Annotated in this window: 20 protein-coding genes and 2 pseudogenes; 17 read left to right on the top strand and 5 right to left on the bottom strand. The window is 32.9% G+C overall.

The window, feature by feature from the left end:
• Positions 1-222 precede the first annotated feature (222 nt).
• The 11 genes and pseudogenes from ACIQ4I_RS04360 (at position 223) to ACIQ4I_RS04310 (ending at position 14,247) form a co-directional block, all read left to right on the top strand.
• Positions 223-1,500 (top strand): DedA family protein, encoded by a 1,278-nt coding sequence (locus ACIQ4I_RS04360; protein ID WP_403093147.1) that lies wholly within the window; start codon positions 223-225, stop codon positions 1,498-1,500.
• A gap of 47 nt (positions 1,501-1,547) precedes the next feature.
• Positions 1,548-2,264: a response regulator transcription factor gene (locus tag ACIQ4I_RS04355; protein WP_403093144.1), complete on the top strand. Its 717-nt coding sequence runs from the start codon at positions 1,548-1,550 to the stop codon at positions 2,262-2,264.
• Positions 2,242-3,612 carry a sensor histidine kinase gene (locus ACIQ4I_RS04350; RefSeq protein WP_403093142.1) on the top strand — a complete coding sequence of 457 codons (1,371 nt, stop codon included), beginning with the start codon at positions 2,242-2,244 and terminating at the stop codon, positions 3,610-3,612. Before ACIQ4I_RS04355 ends, ACIQ4I_RS04350 begins: the two co-directional genes overlap by 23 nt.
• Entirely contained in the window at positions 3,605-4,777 is a 1,173-nt protein-coding gene (locus tag ACIQ4I_RS04345; RefSeq protein ID WP_403093140.1) for an MFS transporter, read from the top strand. Before ACIQ4I_RS04350 ends, ACIQ4I_RS04345 begins: the two co-directional genes overlap by 8 nt.
• 122 nt (positions 4,778-4,899) lie before the next feature.
• A pseudogene (locus tag ACIQ4I_RS04340) lies at positions 4,900-5,040 on the top strand (hypothetical protein); the annotation flags it as partial.
• Between the two features lie 270 nt (positions 5,041-5,310).
• A pseudogene (locus ACIQ4I_RS04335) lies at positions 5,311-5,442 on the top strand (IS30 family transposase); the annotation flags it as partial.
• 209 nt (positions 5,443-5,651) lie between these two features.
• Positions 5,652-6,449, top strand: coding sequence for a COG4705 family protein (locus ACIQ4I_RS04330; protein ID WP_403093139.1), 798 nt, complete (start codon positions 5,652-5,654; stop codon positions 6,447-6,449).
• Positions 6,450-7,209: 760 nt separating this feature from the next.
• On the top strand, positions 7,210-9,168 hold the full coding sequence (locus ACIQ4I_RS04325) for a thioredoxin domain-containing protein (protein ID WP_403093119.1): 1,959 nt from the start codon (positions 7,210-7,212) through the stop codon (positions 9,166-9,168).
• 479 nt (positions 9,169-9,647) lie between these two features.
• Entirely contained in the window at positions 9,648-10,865 is a 1,218-nt protein-coding gene (locus ACIQ4I_RS04320; protein ID WP_403093116.1) for a GNAT family N-acetyltransferase, read from the top strand.
• Positions 10,866-11,195: 330 nt separating this feature from the next.
• Positions 11,196-13,070 carry a dynamin family protein gene (locus ACIQ4I_RS04315; protein WP_403093113.1) on the top strand — a complete coding sequence of 625 codons (1,875 nt, stop codon included), beginning with the start codon at positions 11,196-11,198 and terminating at the stop codon, positions 13,068-13,070.
• A gap of 175 nt (positions 13,071-13,245) precedes the next feature.
• The gene (locus tag ACIQ4I_RS04310; protein ID WP_403093110.1) at positions 13,246-14,247 is read left to right on the top strand and encodes a restriction endonuclease; all 1,002 of its coding nucleotides are present in this window, start codon (positions 13,246-13,248) and stop codon (positions 14,245-14,247) included.
• Between the two features lie 42 nt (positions 14,248-14,289).
• Here ACIQ4I_RS04310 and ACIQ4I_RS04305 read toward each other — a convergent pair whose 3' ends face one another.
• The 4 genes from ACIQ4I_RS04305 to ACIQ4I_RS04290 all read right to left on the bottom strand — a co-directional run bounded on the left by ACIQ4I_RS04305 (position 14,290) and on the right by ACIQ4I_RS04290 (position 17,541).
• Positions 14,290-14,538, bottom strand: coding sequence for a hypothetical protein (locus tag ACIQ4I_RS04305; protein ID WP_403093107.1), 249 nt, complete (start codon positions 14,536-14,538; stop codon positions 14,290-14,292).
• 492 nt (positions 14,539-15,030) lie between these two features.
• Positions 15,031-16,341 (bottom strand): DUF4179 domain-containing protein, encoded by a 1,311-nt coding sequence (locus tag ACIQ4I_RS04300; protein WP_403093105.1) that lies wholly within the window; start codon positions 16,339-16,341, stop codon positions 15,031-15,033.
• Positions 16,342-16,845 (bottom strand): sigma-70 family RNA polymerase sigma factor, encoded by a 504-nt coding sequence (locus tag ACIQ4I_RS04295; RefSeq protein WP_403093104.1) that lies wholly within the window; start codon positions 16,843-16,845, stop codon positions 16,342-16,344. It abuts the gene before it with no gap.
• A gap of 324 nt (positions 16,846-17,169) precedes the next feature.
• On the bottom strand, positions 17,170-17,541 hold the full coding sequence (locus tag ACIQ4I_RS04290; RefSeq protein ID WP_403093102.1) for a nucleotide excision repair endonuclease: 372 nt from the start codon (positions 17,539-17,541) through the stop codon (positions 17,170-17,172).
• Positions 17,542-17,656: 115 nt separating this feature from the next.
• On the opposite strand from ACIQ4I_RS04290, the gene ACIQ4I_RS04285 reads away from it, so the two are divergent.
• On the top strand, positions 17,657-17,848 hold the full coding sequence (locus ACIQ4I_RS04285) for a helix-hairpin-helix domain-containing protein (protein WP_403093101.1): 192 nt from the start codon (positions 17,657-17,659) through the stop codon (positions 17,846-17,848).
• Between the two features lie 112 nt (positions 17,849-17,960).
• Here ACIQ4I_RS04285 and ACIQ4I_RS04280 read toward each other — a convergent pair whose 3' ends face one another.
• A complete protein-coding gene (locus tag ACIQ4I_RS04280; protein ID WP_403093099.1) occupies positions 17,961-18,701 on the bottom strand; it encodes a GTP pyrophosphokinase in 741 nt (246 codons plus the stop codon).
• A gap of 205 nt (positions 18,702-18,906) precedes the next feature.
• Between ACIQ4I_RS04280 and ACIQ4I_RS04275 the strand changes: the two genes are divergently transcribed.
• The 5 genes from ACIQ4I_RS04275 to ACIQ4I_RS04255 all read left to right on the top strand — a co-directional run bounded on the left by ACIQ4I_RS04275 (position 18,907) and on the right by ACIQ4I_RS04255 (position 22,619).
• Positions 18,907-19,080, top strand: a complete 174-nt coding sequence (locus ACIQ4I_RS04275) for a hypothetical protein (protein ID WP_403093096.1) — start codon at positions 18,907-18,909, stop codon at positions 19,078-19,080.
• Positions 19,081-19,443: 363 nt separating this feature from the next.
• Positions 19,444-20,100 (top strand): Type 1 glutamine amidotransferase-like domain-containing protein, encoded by a 657-nt coding sequence (locus tag ACIQ4I_RS04270; protein WP_403093093.1) that lies wholly within the window; start codon positions 19,444-19,446, stop codon positions 20,098-20,100.
• A 536-nt stretch (positions 20,101-20,636) separates the two neighbouring features.
• The gene (locus ACIQ4I_RS04265) at positions 20,637-21,107 is read left to right on the top strand and encodes a hypothetical protein (RefSeq protein WP_403093090.1); all 471 of its coding nucleotides are present in this window, start codon (positions 20,637-20,639) and stop codon (positions 21,105-21,107) included.
• Positions 21,108-21,170: 63 nt separating this feature from the next.
• Positions 21,171-21,356: a hypothetical protein gene (locus ACIQ4I_RS04260; protein WP_403093087.1), complete on the top strand. Its 186-nt coding sequence runs from the start codon at positions 21,171-21,173 to the stop codon at positions 21,354-21,356.
• 429 nt (positions 21,357-21,785) lie between these two features.
• A complete protein-coding gene (locus ACIQ4I_RS04255) occupies positions 21,786-22,619 on the top strand; it encodes a DUF2785 domain-containing protein (RefSeq protein ID WP_403093084.1) in 834 nt (277 codons plus the stop codon).
• Positions 22,620-22,630 lie beyond the last annotated feature (11 nt).

Raw genomic sequence — 22,630 nt, 5'->3', positions numbered from 1 at the left:
TATGAATAAATGATTAAAAATTCATTAAGATGCAAAATGAATAATTTTGAAAAGAGTTTAGGTTTTTTATTTTTGTTTGTTTACCTATTTGTTCCATTAATATAAGATTAAGAATTCATTAACTTAGCTCATTCGAACATTTATCATGCTAAATTGTAATTAAATCTAGATTTGAAGGAATACTTACTCTGAGTTTCTTTTATAAAACGTGGAGGCTTGTATATGGACTACTTATTATCTCTATTTGAACAGCACAGTTATTTGATATTATTCATAGGCATTTTTCTAGAACTTATGGCTTTACCTATTTCAGGTGAATTTTTAATGAGCTTTGCAGGGTATTTTATATATCAGGGAAAAATGGATTATTCTTTGGCACTTCTGACAGAATTTCTTGCAGCTGGTGCGGGAATTACCGTAACCTATTGGATTGGTAGGTTAGGGGGGTATAAACTAATTGAAAAATATGGAAAGTATATCCACTTAGGTCCAGAGAGATATAAAAAAATATCTGATTGGTTTGACCGTTCAGGCAGTAAATTGTTGGTCTTTGCATATTTTATTCCAGGAGTTAGACATTTCACTGGTTATATTTCGGGGATATCAAAGATGTCATTCCAAAAATTTGCTATTCTCGCTTATATAGGATCATTTTTATGGGGAGTATGTTTTATTACTCTAGGAAAAGAATTGGGTCCTCACTGGGAGAACTTCCATCAAGCAGCAGGTAAATATATTGTTATTTTTATTGTCATTTTGGCGATATTGCTAATTGGATATTTAGTTTTTAGATTTTATAAAGTTCAAATTAAAAATGCATTTATACATTTAATTAATTGGTTGACCAACAGATTAAAGGTCATAAGAAAAACAGAGATTTTTCTTATTTTTCTCACTGTAGTTTTGATCGGTATGGTTTCTTTAATGCTGGGAATGGCTCAAGACTATTTATATAATGAGTTTACTCAGTTTAATGAGATTACTGAATATATAGTGAAGTCATCAATATATTTAAGTTGGATGAAAGGGTTGCTTGTATTTCAATCCCCTTATGTACTTGGAGTAATTATTGGGGTAACGATGATATGTATTTGGAAAAATAATAGAAATAAGTTACTTGAGTATCTTCTACTTTTTGTTTCTATTTTTGGAGCATGGCCATTTCATGAATCAGTTATAAAGATCTTTTCTTTCCTTCAATCAAAAGGATTCGTAGGAGAATTTTATTCCACAAAATTTCCTGATCTTAACGCTACTTTTCTAATAATTATATATGGAACTTGCTTATTTTTACTTATTCGTCATTCGAAAAATTCATATACTTCCTTATTCGTTTTTATCACCGGGTTGCTAGTATTAATTGGCTTAACAGTTGTCAATATTGCAACAAATAATGTACTTCCAAGTGATATTATGGGGGGATATGTATACGGTGGTGTCTGGATGTTTTTCAATTTCTTATTGTTTGAAATGTTAAGACTTGTAGTAGAAAAGGAATAATTTGAAAAAGGGCTAATAGAAAAAATGGTTAGAAGGGATGGGGGAAGTTGAAAACACATATTCTTGTAATCGAGGATGAAGCTCAGATTGCGCGTGTCTTAAAAGTAGAATTGGAGTATGAGGGGTATCAAGTCACAGTAGAACATGAAGGTAAATCAGGATTAGAAACTGCCTTACAACCTGGTATTGACTTAATTTTATTGGATGTTATGTTGCCTGGGTTAAGTGGAATCGATATTCTTAGGAGAATAAGAAAGGAAAACAGTAACACTCCTGTTATTCTTTTAACCGCTCGAAATTCTACAATTGATAAAGTAGCAGGATTGGATCAGGGGGCTAATGACTATGTTACAAAACCTTTTGAAATTGAAGAATTATTAGCCCGAATTCGTGCTTGTATTCGTAATCAATCTGATAAGGAAGAATCAAAGGATGGAGATTCCTTATTGACTGTTGCGGACTTGATAATAAACACAGATGCAAGAGAAGTGAAAAGGAATAAAAAATTCATTTCGTTAACGCCAAAGGAATACGAATTATTGGTTTATCTAGTAACAAATAAAAATAAAGTAGCTACACGAGAAAACATCATCATTAATATTTGGGGCTATGAGTATGAGGGTGAAACCAATGTAATTGATGTGATGATAGCCCATCTAAGAAAAAAAATTAATCAAGGCTTTTCTTCTAGTCTTATTACGACCGTAAGAGGGATTGGTTTTACTATAAAGGAGAAAATAGATGAAGATTACAACAAAAATTAATCTTCTAACAACTGCATGGATGCTTTGCATACTAATGCTCATCAATTTCGCGGTCTATTTTTTATTTATGAAAACTACAGTAAACATGGAAGAGAATGTTCTTTTTCAAAAGGCAGAAGATATTCTAAAAAACTACGATACAAATCAACTCTCTCATGATGGAAAGCTAAAATTAAGAGACTATTTAACTGACCATTCATATATCAGAATCTTACAACCCAATAACAAAGTAATTTATGAAGTAACTAATGATCAGAAACTCTCAAAAAAGATTAAAGGAAAATACCAGAACAAAAAGACTGCGCAAACCCGTTTGATCTCGGCGGAAAACGGGGAAGAAGAAGTATTAATTGTTCGAGTTCCGATTAATAATGGAAAAAATGAGAGCTTGGAAATTGGGGAAAGATTAACGGGTCTAGAAACGAGAAAAGAAATTCTTCGAGGGATCTTAGTGCTTTGTACAATAATAGCAACTTTATTGTCCTTACTTGGAGGTAGATGGCTATCTAATATAATTATGCGACCCATTTCCAACATGATCAAAACCATAGAAGAAATTGAACAGAGTGGTGTTCTTAAAAAAGTTAATACACAAAATAAAACAAACGACGAACTTCAAATCATGGCTAGGACTTTTAATCGTATGATTGATAGGATTCAATCTAATATGGAAAAACAAAAACAGTTTATTTCTGATGCGTCTCATGAATTAAAAACGCCCTTAACTGTGATAAAGAGCTATGCAAATTATTTAAGACGGCATGGGGCGGAAAATAACCAAATGGCGGGTGAGGCTATTCAGGCTATTCATTCAGAGGCTACTAGAATTCAAAAGATGACTGATACTTTTTTAGAATTATCTACTCTAGAAAAAGAAAATGTCTTAGAAATGAAAGAGGTTAATTTGATTGCTTTGTGTAAAAACACTCTAAATGAACTGAAGTATGTTTATAAGCGTGAAATAACATGCCATTCTGAAGATGATTCATTCATTATTCGTGCTGATGAATTAAAGATTAAGCAAGTAGTTATCATTTTGTTAGATAATGCAATGAAATATAGTAATGAAAGAATAGAAGTATTCTTAGAAAAAAATGACCAATCAGTACTCATTTGTGTAAAAGATTATGGTATTGGTATCCCAGAAAATGAAATGAATCAAATTTTTGAGCGTTTTTACAGGGTAGATAAGGCCCGTAGCCGTGAAACAGGAGGAACTGGTCTTGGTTTATCAATAGCAAAAAGTATTATCACACAGCATAATGGAGAAATTACGATAAATAGTAAAGAAGGAATAGGGACCGAGGTAAAATTGTTATTACCTAGGGGGGGACGTTTAAATGAATAATGTTTGGTTAATGAGTTTGGTTAGCTTTTTTACAGATATGGGGACGTATATGGTTACTCCTCTTATACCGATTATTCTAGCATCATCTGGTCCTATTATCATTGGAATGATTGATGGCTTATCTGAAAGCTTGGCTAGTTTATTGAAATTCTTTTCAGGTCGGTATTCCGATCGGATAAAAAAGAGAAAACGTTTAGCAATAACTGGTTATGGATTATCAGGATTGGGAAGGGTATTTTTGATTTTTGCCAGCAGTTGGGGAGGAATCTTTTTATGGAAGCTAATTGATCGAACAGGTAAAGGTATCCGAACTGCTCCTAGAGATGCACTTATTTCAGAATCAGGTGGGAAAAATAAACAAGGGAGAATGTTTGGATTACATTCAATGATGGATATGTTGGGTGCTGCTCTTGGAATTGGTGCTGCATATTTAATAATCCGATTCAATGGTACAGAGAGTATGCCTAAAGTCTTTCTTTATTCATTAATTCCTGTCATTATTGGATGGTTAATTCTATTTGCAGTTAAAGAGAATAAGTTGAATCCGTTGGTGAAGAAAAATCCCATGCCTACAAAGGACAAACTTAGCTGGAAGCAATTGAATCCAACTGTAAAAAAATTATTAATTGTTGTATTTCTTTTCACCATAGTAAATTCCTCTAATTCGTTCTTATTATTAAGAGCTTCAGATTTAGGCGTTTCCGCAACTAATGTATTATTATTATATTTACTTTTTCATCTTACTGCTTCACTTCTATCTTATGTGTCTGGTGTGATTTCTGATAAATTCGGACGAAGAGGTATATTGACTGCTGGATATGCAATCTATGGAATTGTTTATTTAGGTTTTGGAGCAATCCATTCTACTCTAGGTCTTGTATTTTTGTTCATCCTTTATGGTTTATATTCGGCATTAACAAAAGGTGTGGAAAAAGCATTGGTAGTTGATCTTGCAAATCCGGAGTCCAAAGGAACAGCACTTGGATTCTATTCAATGGTAACAGGAATAGCATTCTTTCCGGCATCATTACTTACAGGATGGTTATGGGAGACTTTTGGTGCAGAGATTTCATTTTATATAAACGGTTTAATTGCAATCATTGCTAGTATTCTATTATTTATATTTCTTGCATCACTAAGAAATCATAAAATTAAATCTGTTTAAATTGATTACTAAAATAATAATTTGTAATAGCAATGTTTTCTTCAACTAATTGGTTGGTTTCTTCACTTTTAAATGGTGCAAAGGATTTTAATGTCCTATAGGGTAACTACAATGAAAGAGTTTGTCCTGATTGTTCGAAGTTTCAAGGCTACACGGCAAGTGTTGCAGATGCAGTCATAGGAGTAAATCACCCACCATTTCATGATGGTTGTCGTTGCATAGCCCTTTACCAAATTGATGGCATAAAGCCACAAAATAAATAGATAGAGTTAAAGCGAACCATGTAAAGTGGACCGCTTTTTTATTTTTCTTTAAATACCCATAACTTAAAAATATTGAAGGGGTGCGATAAAAATAGTGTATAAGGGTGGTGGTTACTAAAAGTCGAAATAGGAGGTGTGTAAATTAGAAACTAAAGAAAAAGGCTATTGACAAAAAAAGTAAATAGACTTTAGAAAAATAAACATCTTACTATCAAAACAAAAGCTTCGTTTAGATAGTAGAAAAGATCATGGCTGAATAAGGAAAAGACAGATGTCTACTTCACACATCCTTATACGTCCTGCAAACGTGGTAAAAACGAACGTCATAACGGACTAATTAGACGCTTCATTCCTAAAGAAAAGTCTATTTTCACCGTTGCAAATGAAACCATTTCACATATATATCGTTCTTTTTTTTGATGACTTTTAGCCACACCATCACGGATTCCTTCTCAATAGGTGTAAGGAAATTCTTCCGCAAAGTTTATGTAAATTAAGTAAATAGAATTTAGATGATAGTATTAGCTGAAGGAATGTTTGGCTATTATCAATAGGGGAGAATTTGCAGTTGGATTAAGCTTTTGTCATTAATGGTTATTTGGAGGCAAATCGTGAATATAAACAAATCTTTATCAGTCAACATGAATCAAACAAAAGAAATTTTTGCTAAGGTTCCGGAAATTACATTCTACTTTTGGATTACTAAGCTACTGACTACTGGAATGGGTGAAGTGGCCTCCGATTATTTATTCGAGAATCTAAATCCATTTATTTCGGTACCTTTAAGTCTTCTTATTTTTATAACCGCCATGATCTTGCAGTTCAAAGTACGACGATATATACCAAAGATTTACTGGCTAGTTGTTGTTATGGTCAGCATATTTGGCACAATGGCTGCAGATATCGTTCGTGTCGGACTGGGCATTCCCTACATCGTTTCAACCATTTTCTTTATGGTGGCACTTGCTGTTGTCCTCATAACTTGGTATTCAAAAGAGAAAACTCTGTCCGTCCACAGCATCTTCACCCGTCGCCGTGAGATCTTTTACTGGCTCACCGTGTCGGTAACATTCGCACTTGGTACCGCCGCAGGAGATATGACCGCGACAAGCATGCACTTGGGTTACTTCTCTTCAGGCTTATTATTTACCGTCTTGCTTGCTATCCCTGCTTTGGGTTATCGATTCTTTGGTCTAAATGAAACTTTTGCTTTTTGGTTCGCTTATATCATGACGCGTCCAGTAGGTGCCTCGTTCTCGGATTGGTTAGGGGCGGCTCATAGCTCTGGAGGTCTGGGGCTAGGCAAAGGTTGGGTTAGCCTTGTTTTAACAATCTTTATTATACTCCTTGTCATCTTTAAGGGAGGCTCACCTGCGAAAAGTATGGAAGTTGAGGATAATGTGGAATAACGATGCTACAAAGGGGCTATCTAATTAGTCCCTAAAAAAATAAAATGCGGAAAGAAAAACAGTTTGTTTTTCTTTCCGCATTTTTCGTTTTCTTCATAATTAGTTAAAAAATAGCAATATTTATAGAAAGAAAAACAAAAATGGCTCATGGATTACAGTTTTAAGAGCTAAAGGATCTGTTAATGGAAAGAAAAGAGTCTTTGAATATATTATGAATAGTAAAGGCCATGTAATTCATCAGCTCTTTAAACCAGGAGGTAAGGACTTTTTTACTCTATTATGAAAGGTTTATTACTGTTTTTTATAATAGGATCTATTTTTTATCTAATTATCGTAATCAAAGAAGCATAGTTTGAACCATTTTAAAACTCCAGATAAATTATTTACTAATCAAGATGCTAAAAATATAGAATGTAAAATTAATGAATAACTTTCTCGGTGGGAGAATCCAGTATTGAACAGGGATCTTGCCGCCGAGTTTTTCTTTTATTTTATTGATTGTTGTTATAATGAATCCATTATTTTATCGCTCCATAACTTCTTCATATTTTTTTATACACTTCAAACGTACAGATACATCAAGTAAAACTATAAGATGATGAACCGGGTAATAACAGCAGATTTTCGGATATTTTAAGTACTCTTTTTAATTTTCAAAAAACAATTCTGTTTGAAGCTTTTAATGTATCTCTATATTAAATAAAATTTAATATGGTTAAAATAAATGTGAAGTAAATAAAAAATGAAAGAGGGTGATCCAATGCCTAATACAAATAAACCTAATAAACTTATTCACGAAACTTCACCATACTTATTACAACATGCATATAACCCTGTAAACTGGTACCCATGGAGTGAAGAAGCTTTTAAAATCGCCAAGCAAGAAGATAAACCCGTTCTTGTCAGCATTGGATATTCAACTTGTCACTGGTGTCATGTTATGGCGCACGAATCCTTTGAAGACGAAGAAGTGGCTGCATTATTAAATGAACTTTTTGTCTGCATCAAGGTTGATAGAGAAGAAAGACCAGATATTGATTCGATTTATATGAATGTTTGTCAGATGATGACGGGGTCTGGTGGCTGGCCATTGAATGTTTTTTTAACACCGGATCAAAAACCATTTTATGCTGGAACTTATTTTTCAAAACATAGTAAGTACGGCAGACCTGGGATGCTGGAGGTTATTCCAAATTTAGCGAAGGTTTATCATGAAGATCCTGAACAAATCACAACAGTAGTGGATGGAGTCATTTCAGCGTTACATGAAATGGTACAGCAAGAAGTGGCGACAATACCATCAACTAGAACAAAAGAAGCTTTCCAAAACTTGCAAGCTCAGTTTGATGATATATATGGCGGATTTGGCACAGCACCGAAATTTCCAACTGCTGGTCAAATATTATATTTACTCCGTTATTACGTAGCTACAGGTAACGAGAATGCATTACTTATGGCAACGAAAACTTTAGAGCAAATTCACCTCGGTGGAATTTATGATCATATCGGTTTTGGTTTTGCACGTTATTCAACTGACCAAATCTGGCTAGTACCTCATTTTGAGAAAATGCTGTATGATCAAGCCTTGTTATTGCATTGTTACACAGAGGCTTATCAAATTACCAAAAGTGAGACGTTTAAGCAGGTTGTCTACAATACGATTCGCTTTTTAAAACGAGAAATGCAACATCCTGAAGGTGGATTTTATAGTGCGATTGATGCGGATAGTGAAGGGGTAGAAGGAAAATATTATTTGTGGGATTATGAAGAAATCCTAGAGATTCTTGGAGATAAACAGGGGAAAGTCTATGCTACAACCTATGATATTACTCCAAAAGGGAATTTCGAAGGAAAGAATATTCCGAACTTAATTGAAACTGATTTTCATGTACTGTCCAAAGATGAACTTGAACAATGTCGGCAAAAATTACTTCAATACCGAGAAAAACGAGTATACCCTCATGTAGATGATAAAATACTAACAGCTTGGAATACATTGCTGATAAGTGCATTAGCAAAAGCAGGCGCAGTATTTGAAGAAGAATCTTTTATAAACATAGCTAAAGAGATTGATGAATTTGTACAAAAGAATTTAGTTAATGAAGGTAAACTTCTTGTTAGCTACCGTGATGGACAAGCAAAACAAAATGCGTTTATAGACGACTATGCAAATTATTTATGGGCGTTAAATGAATTATATTTAGCAACAGGAAATATAGATTACATTGACCGTGCAGAACAATTAACAAAAGAAATAGTAGATCAATTTCACGATACCGAAAATGGTGGATTTTTCTTAACCAATCATACTGCAGAGACATTAATCGTTCGTGAAAAAACAGCACTAGACAATGCCTATCCGGCAGGTAACAGTACAGCTGCAATGCAACTTTGGAGACTTGGGAAATTAACTGAAAACGAAGATTATATAAAATTAGCTGATGAAATTCTTGATGCATTTTCAGCAGATATTAATCGCTATCCTTCCGCAACATTATGGCTATTACAACTGATGTTGGCTCATCAAACAGAGTCGAGAGAAATCCATCTGACAAACCCAACAGATGAAATTCGTAGTGCACTTTACTCACAATATCGTCCATTTGATGTTTGGCACATAGAAGAGCAGGGTACTTTTGAAATGCAACTATGTCAAAATTATAGCTGCCAATTGGCAATAACAGACCCAACTGAAGCACTTAAAACATTGCAAAAATAATAATGAATAAAAGCAATGTGAGAATCATAATTTAAAGTAACGCGAACATTAAATTGGCTATTGTTTTATGCCATATCTATTAGAACATTGTCTATGAAGCGGAAGATGGCGAGTCCTCGAAAATGCATTCGCATTTCCTTCGTGCGATGTTAATTCAGAGAGGGCCATTCATAGTCCTGCGGGAAAGCGAGACAGGTGAGACCCCGCAGTGAAGTACGGTACGTACTTCCGAGGAGGCTCAACGATCGCTTAGCACGAAAGCGCCATCTGGAGTGGTATAATAAGTAAATTCTGGAAATCGGATATTATCCGAAATCTTGAATTGTTTATTTAGAAAATATCCGTATTTTTTAACTAGAAAAGCATTTATGAAATTGATTTAATTGCCTTCGACTTTTCTTGAGGCAATTTTTTTTTTGTGAAAACCTAAGACATGTGTGAAAATAGAGAAGAGAATCCTATTTAAAGGGGAAGAAAAAATGAAATCGAACTTACATATGAGAGAAATCAAGCAAACGGAGATATCACAGTCAATTGAACTACTGAATTATGTGTTTCAAGTTAACTTATCCATTAACAAAGATCGTTTATTTGTGTCTGCAAAATCCACACAATTTGATGAGGGAGTAGCACTCGGGTGGTTTGATGGAGATCAACTAGTAGCTCAAATTTTGAATTTGCCTTTTGAAGTGAATATTCATAATCGAATTTATAAGATGGGCGGAATCACTGCTGTTGGTACCTATCCGGAATATTCAAAACACGGTTTAATGCACAAATTGATCTATGCAAGTCTTGAGCAAATGAAAAAAGATGGCTATCATCTTTCTTATTTGTTTCCATATTCAATTCCATATTATCGTAAAAAAGGGTTTGAAATTATGAGTGATATTGTGGAGTATCAAATTAGAGATACCCAGATCCCACATTATGATGAAATTCCTGGACAAGTGCGAAGATTATCAACTACACATGATGACATAAAAGATGTATATCATCAATTTGCAATGCGTACTCATGGTGCAATGATCAGAAATGACATCTCATGGAATGAAAAATATCAAGAAGATTATTGGGAAGAAAAATTTATCGATAGTGATGCCAATTTACAGGCGGCAGTTTACTACGATGAAGATGGCAATGCACTGGGGTATATGTTTTACCGTATCATGGAAGAAAACTTCTATATTGATGAGTTGATCACTATAAAGGAAGTAGCACGAAAAGCGCTTTGGAATTTTGTTTACGCACATCAATCAATGGTATATAAAGTGTTTGGTAAGACAACTGGAAATGAAGCGGTTGCTTTTTTGATGCAGGATAGTGAAATTAAACAAAGTCTGTCCCCATACTTTATGGCACGTATCGTCGATTTGAAGGGATTTGTAGAACAATTCCCATTCTTGAGAGAAGATTTTCATATGCACTGGGCAGTGAAGGATCCGTTGGCAGAATGGAATCATGGCACTTTCGAAGTTATTTCAAACAAGGGCGTTATTCAAGTTCAAAAAATAAGTGATAAATTAGAAGAAAATGCAGTTCAAATGACAGTACAAACGTTAGTTACGATGTTGCTGGGGTACTTAAGACCAACATACCTTCATAATATCGAAAGACTAAAAGGAGATGCAACATCCATTGCATTATTAGAAAATATCATTCCAACAGGTGTACCAACTTTTGTAGATTATTTCTAATAAAGTGAAACTTCCATCAGTGAGGGGCTTTATCCCTACTAAAAAAGAACTCAGTTTAATTTCGCCACGTCCTGTGGCAACAACTGAGTGTACAATATCCTGTTGGACCGAACCAATCGGGCTTTTACGGGCAGTAATCCCCACCATTCTTTTCGCTTCTCTCAATGAGGGAGTACTGCCTGTTAATTAGGGTAAAATTTAAAAAAACCATTATATTCCATATCAATAAAATACCAAAATATTTTTGGATAAAATTCAAAAAATTAACCAACTCCTCTTCTTTTTTCATGTATACTAATGATTAAGGAGTATAAAGGAGAATTAGCGCGAATGGAAAAAGACCTAACAACGATTGATGATTTAAAAGAAGAATTACCTATTCGTTGGGCACAAGCAGAACCTGCAGAGTTTTTGCAAAAATTTGTTGCGAAGCTGCAGTATTTAAATCAATTACTTTCACAAAACTCATATATTAGAGGTACATCAAAAGTATTAAATTACATCATAAAGGATGCAACGAGTAACACAATGGTTTTACTTGCAGGAATGACTGGAACTGGTAAAACAAATTTAATCAATGCATTACTAAGTAGACCTATTATGAGTCCTAGAATCGAAGTAACGACAGCTATCAATTCCATTATTTGTTATGGTGAAAAAGAAGAAGTTCGTGCTCATTTTTTGGATGGTCAAATCGCATCATTTGATATCGATAAAGTTGAATTGTTTACAGCTTTGAATACATCGAGTGCAAAAATTTTGCGTGAAGGTCTTGATTTTATAGAAATATTTGTTCGAAATGATCTCTTGAAAATGATCACATTAATAGATACAACTCCTCTACAGCTTTCTGGAAATGAAACAGCATATATAAAAGAGACCATTCTTAATCGAGCAGATGATGTATTTTGGATATTTAAATATGGGCAAGAAATAGTGCCAGAAGAGATAAAATTGATTGAAAAATTAAATAGAAAAAACGTTATTCCACTTGGCGTATTAAATGGTATTGATTTAAAGGATTTTAATACAAACAATCTGATGATCAAATATGAGGATCAATTATCCAAGTATGTCCGAGAAATAATCGGTGTATCTGCAAAAGATGCACTTGAATCAATACAAAATCATGATGATGAGAAATGGCAAAAGAGCCAAATGGATTTACTTTTAAAAGAATTAGAAAAAACGGCTAATAATCATGCGAAACGTTTAGCCTATATTACAGAACGGTTCATTCACTGGCTAAAAAGATTTCAAACAGAACTTGAAATTATACAAGAAAGAGAACCCTATTATACTTCTTATTCAAACCTAAAAGAATATGTAGAAAATTTTGATGGTATAGAGCTAAGAGAAGCAGCTCAAAACGAACATCTTAGTGAACTGACAACACTCTATAAAAGACATAGTATCGTCTTTAAACAAGTTAGTACGTTATATCAGCTAATCCAAGTAATCGAAACGAAGCCTTTTAGTGAGAACCAAGATATTGTTTCTTTTAAAAACCAAGCAAAACAGTATCTTTCATCAGTAAGAGAATATCGAAAACTGCATCTAGAATATAATAATCTATATCAATTAGTAGATAAAAAGCATCGAAAAATAAATGGTATGGCTTTATTAAAACATATCTTTGGGAAACACGATGGAAATGAGTATTTTAGTGAACAAGTAGAAAAGTTAAATGAACAGCAACAACATATAGAAAAAAAATATCATGTACTTAAATCAGAAGAACAAGAATTACTAAGTTCTTTCAAGGTCGTAGAAAAACGATTAAACCAATTCGTCCAAAATCAATTAGCTTCTATTTCAAAAGACTTCTCTACAATTGAATTTCAAAGAAATTCACAGAATTCAAAGATTCAAAATGCCATTATCAAACTAAAAGGCTTTGATAACATTGTAGAGGCTCAAGCATTCATTATTAAATTTGTAAATGACTATGTATTAAAAGAAGATTTCATTTTGACAAAAGATGAAAAGAAACAATTAGAACATACATTGCAAGTAATCAAAAACGTAAATTTTGATTATCAAAAATATATCAATCAATACCAACAAGTGAAACCATTAAGTAATGCTCAAATTCAAACTATGGTTGAAGAAAAAAATCCATTCTATCCACTTAAAATGACTGAAGATGACGTCAGAACACAGTTAGAAGAACCACCAAAATTAGTAGAAATTAACAATAAGTAAAAAGATGCCCAATAGGCATCTTTTTTTTATAATAAAAAGTTACAATATAATTTTAAATTTTTTCCATAAATGCGATAAATATATCTTATGTATTTAAATGGGGAATTTCTATATAATATGGATGTAATAAAAATTTAATAGAATTGAAATTTCCGTGAAATAAGAGGGTGTAAGAATGGGACATCCAATATGTACATTACATAAAGTAACCTCAGCTAAGGTGGTTTTAGATCAGAAGATTATTGTTTTTTGTCCAGAATGTGCAAAAAATAACATGGATAAAATTGTAACTCTCGAAAATCAAGCATTTTCTAAAGAATTTACTGAGTTAGAAATGGAGAAAAAAGTAGCCTTTTCAGAGTTTTGGAAAGGAATGGTGGTAAGCATCTATTTAATGATAATCCCACTTGTTATTGCAATGTTTTACCCGTTTTCTTACAGTAACCAGTATATTGATCGAGTAGCCTACATATATCGAACATACTATTTACATCCTATTAGTTATTTAGTGATTGCTGTTTTCTTTATTTTTGGACTGTTTTATATCGTGAAAGCAATAAAAAATATTTCCTTGATCCAACAGAAAAAGCAGGATCTTATTGAATCTACTAAAGAATTAACATACATTCTCAATCAATTTTTGTCGCCTAAAAGAATTGAAATCTTAAATGACTTTATCCAAGGTCTACGAAATCGATTTGACCGTGCATACTTACAGCAAACGCCAATGTCTGAAATGTCGATTCGTGAATTACAAGTTTTTGCTGTAAAATCCTTAAAGAAATTAGGGTATAAAAACATTCAAATTAATAATCATTTCGATTCATTTGGCATTCACTTTTTTGCAGAGAATAAACAGATGAAACACGCGATTAGTGTAGTAAAAGATGAATTAATGATTACGATGGATGATGTTCATAAAATTGCTATTGGTAGGGCGTATTTTGACTGTAGCCAATGTATACTGATCACTGCATCGAAATTGACAGAAGATGCAAAACGGTTAGCAGATGAACTATATGTTGATGTTTGGAATCAAGAGAAAATGGATGAACTATCAGATAATAACATCACAGCCGAGTGGAACGAATATTTGGGAAATTACTATGACTATTCTGATAGCAATTTAAATCACTATACAAAATATGAATTACAAAGATTAAGCAAATCTTCATAGGGAGATCTTAGGAAAAGGAGACGCTGTTTTGGGCGCTCCTTTTTAATTTTTTGAAATTCTTTTAAATAACCGTGGCATGAAATACGCAACAATAACAGAAAACATAGCAAGAATTAAGGATGGCATAAAAGTAGAATTTCCAAAGCTGATTGATTTAGGTAAATGTTCGCTTATCATCCATGATTCAGAAAGATCTGGGGTGTATAGGGTGGTAAGTAACATACCAGATAAGATTTGGGTTACTGTAAACAATACGACAAAACTAATAATGAATACGATAAAATTTTTCATAATATCATCTCCTTTGCTTGACTATATTTACGGTTGGTTTCTTATGAAGTTTCGGAAATTTCAGTATTTAATTTAATAAATTTCATATTTCAAAGATTTGATAATAAACACGAACATTAAATGGACCATTATTATAGGCCATATCTATTAGAACATTGTCAATCTAGCGGAAGATGGCGAGTCCTCGAAAATGCATTCGCATTTCCTTCGTATGATGTTGATTCAGAGAGATCAATTCATAGTCCTGCGGGAAAGCGAGACAGGTGAGACCCCGCAGTGAAAATTCTTTTTGCCCCACAAAAAGAATTTTCTGCGACGAAGATAGCGAAGCGATGCAGGAGCAATCTTTTAACTGCGACGAGTAACCGCAGGGGCAAAGGCTTCTGAGGAGGCTCAACGCTCGCCCGCTGGAAAGCGCCCTCTTGAGCGGCATACTAAGTAAATACTAGAAATGAAAAAATTAGCCGAATTATTGAACTGACGTAATTCCATTTATTTCAATGGAATGTCTAAATTAATTTTTCCATCTAAATAATTAGGGTAGCTATCAAAATAAATTCGAACCGGGTTTTTCATTTTGTTAGTATTAAATGAATAGGTAGTGTTTATATAATCGTCATTATGAGTACCCGAACTATTTTCAATAGTAAATGATTTATTGTTACCATCAACTGCATAAGAAAATAGATATTTTATTGTACTTGTATTTTTCGTTTGATAATTTACAGCAATTGTATCTGGTGAATAAAAGCTAAAATTTAATTTGGCTAAATTTGGTTTTTGGATAATTTCTTTTTTCTTGAAATCCACTACAATGTACTCTTCGCCTTTAGGTAACGCTTCTATTTTATCCAATACTAATGTTAATTTCTCGGGCTTTCTAAAATAGTTGCTTTGTATAAATAAGCTCCGGTTGCCGTCAGAAAATGAACCAAATCCAGTAACCCCATTCATTTTATTGCCCCATATTTCGCCATTTTCATCTATCAACTTAATAGAATTAATTCCTAAAATTTGTTGTGTATTGTTTTCATCGTATGCTAATTTAATCTCTGCTCTTAGTGGTGAAATTTTCAATGTTTTTAAATGAATGATTTGACCATCGACGGTTATATTTTTATTTAAGTTATATGTTTTAGTTGGCTGAATTTTTTCCTTCAACGAAAATGGAATTGAAAAAGTCGTTTGTTTTGTATCTTCAAATGACATATTGAGTTCGAAGTTTGGGTGTTCATATGATAAGGAATTCTTTGAAACGATTTCTATTTTGTTTTTCATGATTTTTGTTTTTGGTTCATGTGGCCATCCATATTCAATAGATCCATTTTCTATAGGTTTACTATTTTGTAATACTTTCACTTCTTTTGTTGTTAATTTTGAAATATCGTAGGGTGCTTCCACTTGATAGAAAAGAATCATACCACTCTCATCTGCAACAGTACCTAGAAGCGTGAGGGTAATATTATTTTTTGTTTTGGAAATATTTAAAGTTTCATAGTAATCTTCGTTTACTATATCTTTGACACCTTTATCATAACCAATCATTTCGACAATGGGTGCAAAGCCAGGGATTTTCTCAATTGCTTGAGCGAAAGTAGGGGATACACGAATACATGTGACAAAAAGCAACATCAAGACGACAACTACACTTGCTGCTGTGAAATAACTACGTTTTTTCCGTTTTACTATACGAAATTGCTGCGCCCCTTTTTTCCGAGCAACGTGTAATGCATCCCTTGGGACATCTATCTGTTCGAGTTCTTGAATAAGTTTTTTCATTTGTTGGTCATTAAAATCCTGCATCTAGATCTCCTCCTTTCCAATAATTGTTCGCAATTTTTTTAAAGTCGAATGTAATCTGGATTTTACCGTACCTTCAGGGATATTCTGAAGTTGTGCGATTTCTTGATTCTTTAAGTCTTGAAAATATTTAAGATAAATTAATTCTTGCTGATCTTTTGGAAGCTGTTCGATTAAATTTGCGATTTCAAATTGCTTTTCGTCAGGTACACTTGGTAATTCAATTGGCTCTTTGAATATTAGTTTTTCTTGTTTCTTTTTCATATCGAGACAAATATTGATAAGGATACGAACTAGCCAAGTATTGATATAAGCAGGATTTTTTACTGTATGTATTTTTTTAAATGTACGATATGTCAATTCTTGAATGGCTTCAATTGCATCATGTTCATTACGTAAATAAGCAAATGCCGTACGATAATGTATTTCTTCATTTTCTTTTAATAATTCTAATATCGCTTCTTCATCGCCTTCGATTGCACTTTTTGCAAGTTCAATTCTTACCACACTTCCACCCCCTTGTTACTTATTAGACAATTCAAATGCAGAAAACGTTCAAATTATTTTTATATTCTATATTTTACAGGATTAATTTCCAAAATCTAGATGATAATGCGCGTTAAAAATAGACAAAGCAATAAACCGGATTCAAAAGGCAATAAACTACACCATGACTTTAAATGGATGGCTAAATAAGAAAAAATAAGTTCTTTCTGCTACTAAAGAATTTCCCGAGAAATAATTAATGAAATATTCAGATTGTTAGAAGAGGGTAAAAGAAAAAAGTTCTGAAGAAAATAAATTATTCTTCAGAACTTTTATGGTTTTTTATTAATAAAAAACTTTATCTGTATTGTACTTTGCACGCAATTCGTTAATTGCATATGTTTCGTAAATTTCACGTTCCATAGGATCTTCAACGACAAATGCTTCAATTTTATAAACTTCATCGCGGTGGTCTTTTAATGGAGAAACATTATCTTCGAAGTGCTTTTTTAAACGTGGGCGCATTTTACGTGCTTTCCCAACGAATAGAAGTTCATTTTCTTTATTAAAGAAAAGAATAAGACCACCCTTATCACGTGGGACTTTATGGAAATCAATAAACCCGTAAATTGAAGGGATGATTGCTTCTCCTTCTTTTGGTTGTTGTTCGCGTTGTCGAATTACTACATCTGGTTTTGGCATTTCAATTTTAATCAAAAAATTCACGTCCTCATATTCATATAGATTTCATGCTAACATAAATCTAGCGGAAAAGCCAGTACAGCTATATTATATGAATAGAGTAGTTGTACTAAAAGGGGAGGGTGTTTCAATGAATGAATGGCCAAAAGGTGTAGCAAAGCCAGGGATCCGAGCATTAAATTCTGCAGGATTATATTCGATTGATGATTTATCCAAAATTGAGGAAAAAGAATTAATGGCATTACACGGCATGGGGAAGAGGACTTTAGATGTATTGAAAGAAGCAATGGAAGAGCAGGGGATTCAATTTAAAAACAGCTAGAATGAAAAAAGGAGCAGAGAATGCTCCTTTTTTTGGTTTACATAGATCAAGAATTCGAAGATGTGTTTTCAGATCTTTCGATTAAACTGTTTGGCTTTTGCTCATAAAATAATTACTGTCTATAACGTAATTCTATTTTTTTAATTTCATTATATAGTAAATTTAAGGTGTCACTTGGATTTTCAATTGTTTCTTCATCTACATCAGCTTCTTTTAATAGCGTTACTTCATTATTTAACTTTTCCATTTTTCGATCAAGATTAGCAGCAACTTCTGCGGCTTCTTTTAACTCATTCGTTAAGTGGCTAGGAACTTTTTTATTGTATTTATAGTAGATTTTATGCTCTAAACTAGCCCAAAAATCCATAGCAATTGTACGAATTTGCATTTCAACAAAGACGTACTCTTCACCGTAAGTCATAAATACAGGAATTTTAATAATGATATGAAGGCTTTGATAACCATTTGGTTTAGGATTTTCAATATAATCTTTTACTTCAATCACTTCAATATCTTCTTGTGATTGAATCATATCTGCAATACGATAGATATCCGATACAAAAGAACAAATGATACGAATTCCAGAGATGTCATGAATGTTTTCTTGAATGGACGGAATCGATAGAGGAAGCTTTTTCTTTTGAACTTTTTTTAAAATACTCTCTGGTGATTTCACACGTGTATTCACATGTTCGATTGGATTGTATTCATGAATAAGTTGAAATTCTTCCTGTAAAATATTAACCTTCGTTGTGATTTCAGCTAGTGCAAATTTATAAAGTAACATGCAACGAGTAACTTCATGTCTGAACTTTTTCAATTGCTCTCTGTCTATTTTGTGGTCATTTAGCATCTATGTCACCTTGCCTTTTTGTAATCGTTCTAAGTGTATTTTCTCAAATTTAAAAGGATATCGCACGTGAATTATTAAAAAAATTAAAAGTATTATCTCGTACTGTTTGAATAATAGTTGATCATAAAAAAATAATATACGATAACGATCTTCTTGACAACTTTCTTAAATCAGCTATGTTTTATATAGAAAGGAAGTTTTAAAGATGAATATAAAAGTATTTGCCCTCAGAATCATTGCTATTATTATTTTTATCATGGGAATTAATATGGTACAAGTAAAAAATGGTGCAAGTTACTATTATCTATTATCACTAGCAGCCTTTGCAGCTTTTTTCTACATTGACGATTACGCAAAAAGACAAAAGAAAAATCTTTAAAAAGCTATTCGATTGTTTTATTAAAAGTCAATAATCAATCTACGAATAACTAAATAGCGAGCAATTTAATAAGATGTTGCACATTTAATGTTCAATCTAAGGCAGAATCATAAAGATCCTGTCTTTAGTTATTATTCGATGATTCATCACTTATAATATTAGATTAAAATCCTGATGTTAAAATGCAGAATTTTTTCTTGTTCAGCAATCGGACCAGTTTATGGAAGAAGAACTTAATGTAGATTTGAAATAAGGTTGTACCATTTGTAAAAAAAATAAATCGTTTAAAATAAAGTTATACCGTTTGGAAAAAATTTGATAAAATTGTGTCGCAATCCATTACATTTTGCTACGGGGGTACTTATGAAAACTCACTATTATTTAGGTTGGTTTAACAATTTTTTTCCAGAGAATCTGGGCAGGGTGTTACAGGAGGATATAACTGATAGAAAATCGCTTGCTATGATTAGCTCGAATCCATTTTTTTATGAAGATGATGGTACTACTGAACGCTCATGGCTTGACCAGGCAGGAATTATGTTTGATGAATATCATTTAATTAATTATCGCGTACAGAAGGAAGATGCCCAAACCTTAATTCAAAATGCTTCAGTTATTTTCTTGTTGGGTGGAAATACTCTTAAACAAAATGTGTTTTTGATGGAATATGAATTGTCGGATTTGATTAAAAAAAGCAGAGCTGTCGTGATAGGAGCAAGCGCAGGTGCAATCAACATGTCCGCTAAATGGTTATGCTCGAAAAACTTTGGCTATAAAGTTGAAATAAGCTCTGTTTACGATGGAATCGGCCTTGATAACTTTTCTGTCCTGTCTCATTTTGATCTCGAAAATAACATTGCGTTGGTTCAAGACGAACTGTCTCCCTTATCTGAAGAAATGAATATTTATGCGTCAAACAAAGATTGCGCTGTACGTGTAAAGGAAGACAAAATCGACATTTTAGGCAATGTATTTTTAATTTCCCACTCAAAGATTCAGAAATTGGATGAGACGCTCTAGTTGTGGTGAATGGCTATGGCTTAAATAGCTTAATTTTGATACATTACGTTTACGGTTCCAAAACAACTCTATTGGGCTTTAGCAAAATAACCGAGTAACTATTTTACAACATTCGTTTTTTTCAATATTCAACGATCGGGCGCGATCCTTCAACAAAGTTACAGGAATACCTTGTTCAACGAGATATTCAATTGTATCAATCCCAATGGATACAGTACGCTCTTTACGTAGTGATGATGTAGTAAACTATCATGTACATTTACTTGTCTTTAATTTTACAAAGTAGATAGCTTTTTTTATGAATTTGAGCAAAAAAACATATCGAATCATCTCAAAAATATTTAAAATTTAAACTAAAACTACATTTCTCGCCCCAAAAAAATCAAAATCATCAACATAAATTTTCGCCCATTACCTATTAATAACCATAAATATGGCTATTTTGTTTCAATTCAATGGATTTTTGATAATTTTAGAGAAAATAGCATTGAACGAAGAAAAAAAATACATATAATAGAGAAAGTGGAGGCGAGAAAATGGAATTGAAATTTTTGGTGGAAGATGGAGATATATTAAGATCCCCGTATTATAATGACTTTTTCTTTGAAAAAATAAAAATATTCGTGAAAACGGTGAAGTATGAAAAAATCGAGCTTTTCCATTCAGCAGTACATGGCAGCTTTTTATTGAATTTGGGCGATGCGATTATTGAACTGTTGAAAACTGGTAAAGAGCAGAGTGTAAAATCTATTGGTGAATCCCATTTATATAAAATTTCCCTACAATCCGATGAAATTATTATAAAAAGTATAGAAAAACAAGAGGTCATACAGAAGTTTAATTGCTCAAGAGAAGATTTTTTAAATGCTTTAGCAATTGAAAGCAAACACTACTTGCAAAGCATAAAAAAGGTTAATCCTCGAATTGTATTAGAAGATCAATATCAATTATTAGCAAGCTGTTATGTATATTTTGATAGTTCACCAATAATTGAATTTAATAGTTAGAATCTTTGACCTCATCTCTATGAAATTATATAATGACAACATGAATCATAAGGAGTGGGTCTTTTGGAGAAAGAATGGACATTTATGATTGATGGAACTGAACATTTTCGTAAAACAATGGAAGAAACATGCACTCAACTACCAATTGAAAATAAAGACGGCGAAGAATACGTAACAATAAAATACAAAGATTTTAAAAAGCTTGTTGAATTTTACATGAAAGAACATTCTTCAGATTTCCCATTTTAAAAGTAAACTTTGAAAAACTCATCATTCAGATGGGTTTTTAGTTTATTTACATGTCTCAAAAGCTACTAATTAATATTATCTTTTTTTCAATTGAATCAATTTCGTAATGCAAAATTTATATAATATATACGAATATTTAATAATAACAATTTTGTTCATTGTGGAGCGAAAGACGGCGACTCCTACGGGATAAGCTTGAGCTGAAAGCCCCGCAGGAACGATTTTAAGGAACAAAGCCTAAGAACGCCACGTCCTGTGGCAACGGCTTCGTGACCAACATCCTTTTGGCCCGAGGAGATTGAAGTCAAGCCCGTGGAAAGCGCCGTCTGTAGCGGAACAAAATCTGAATAGTGAAAAGTTAACGTGTTGAAATGTTTAATAACAGGAAATGATAATCTATTTCCCTCAAAATTAGAAAGGAAGTTGTACTTGAAATACCAAATTACCGATATTCTAGCAATGTCAAATGCTGAACGCAAACTATTAATAGAAGAGGATGCAGCTCCTATTTTGCAAGAAATGTTAATACATATAGGGCATACGGATGAAACAATTCGTGACCATCAAAATTTACGATTATTTTTGGAATTCATACAGTATGATTTATTGTCCTTATCAAATAAACAGTATTTAGTTTCACAATTAACACAAACTTCATACTTTTACTTTAATATTGGAGAAAAGGACACAGATTCGATTTTCCAACGCGCTTTGTCAGCTTTGTGGCTTACTTACCTAATCAGAAGTGATGCCGGACAAGCATTCTTAACGCAAAATCAATATGATGAAATATTGGGACTTGCCACTCGCTATTTATCAAAAGAGAAGGATACAAGAGGTTATATTGAAGGAAAAGGGTGGGCATATGGCATTGCTAATGGGGCAGATCTAGAACTTGCACTGATTCAACATCCTAAATTTGATATACATGACGCTGCACCGATTTTGCAAAGCATTCGAGATTGTTTCTGGAAAGGAACAGTTTATGTTGATGATGAAGAAGAACGATTTGTGGAGATCATTGAAGCACTTATTCGTAAAGGAATAGATGAAAAACTACTTATTGAATGGGTGGAACAAGTCTTTGACTCCTTAGAATATAGTAAGCAAAGTAGCGGCTACAGTCCGTTATTTTTAAAAGCGAGAACCCAAACTCTTCATTTTATGAAAACCTTTTATTTCGCATTGAAATTCAGACAAATAATGCCAGAGTTACAAGGTATTGTTTCACATTTCATCGGGCAATGGATGAAAATTAGATAATAAAAAAAGAA

This window comes from Rummeliibacillus sp. NPDC094406, assembly GCF_044763875.1.
In the GTDB taxonomy this organism is placed as follows: domain Bacteria; phylum Bacillota; class Bacilli; order Bacillales_A; family Planococcaceae; genus Rummeliibacillus.
This window is presented reverse-complemented; position numbering and strand designations above follow the sequence as displayed.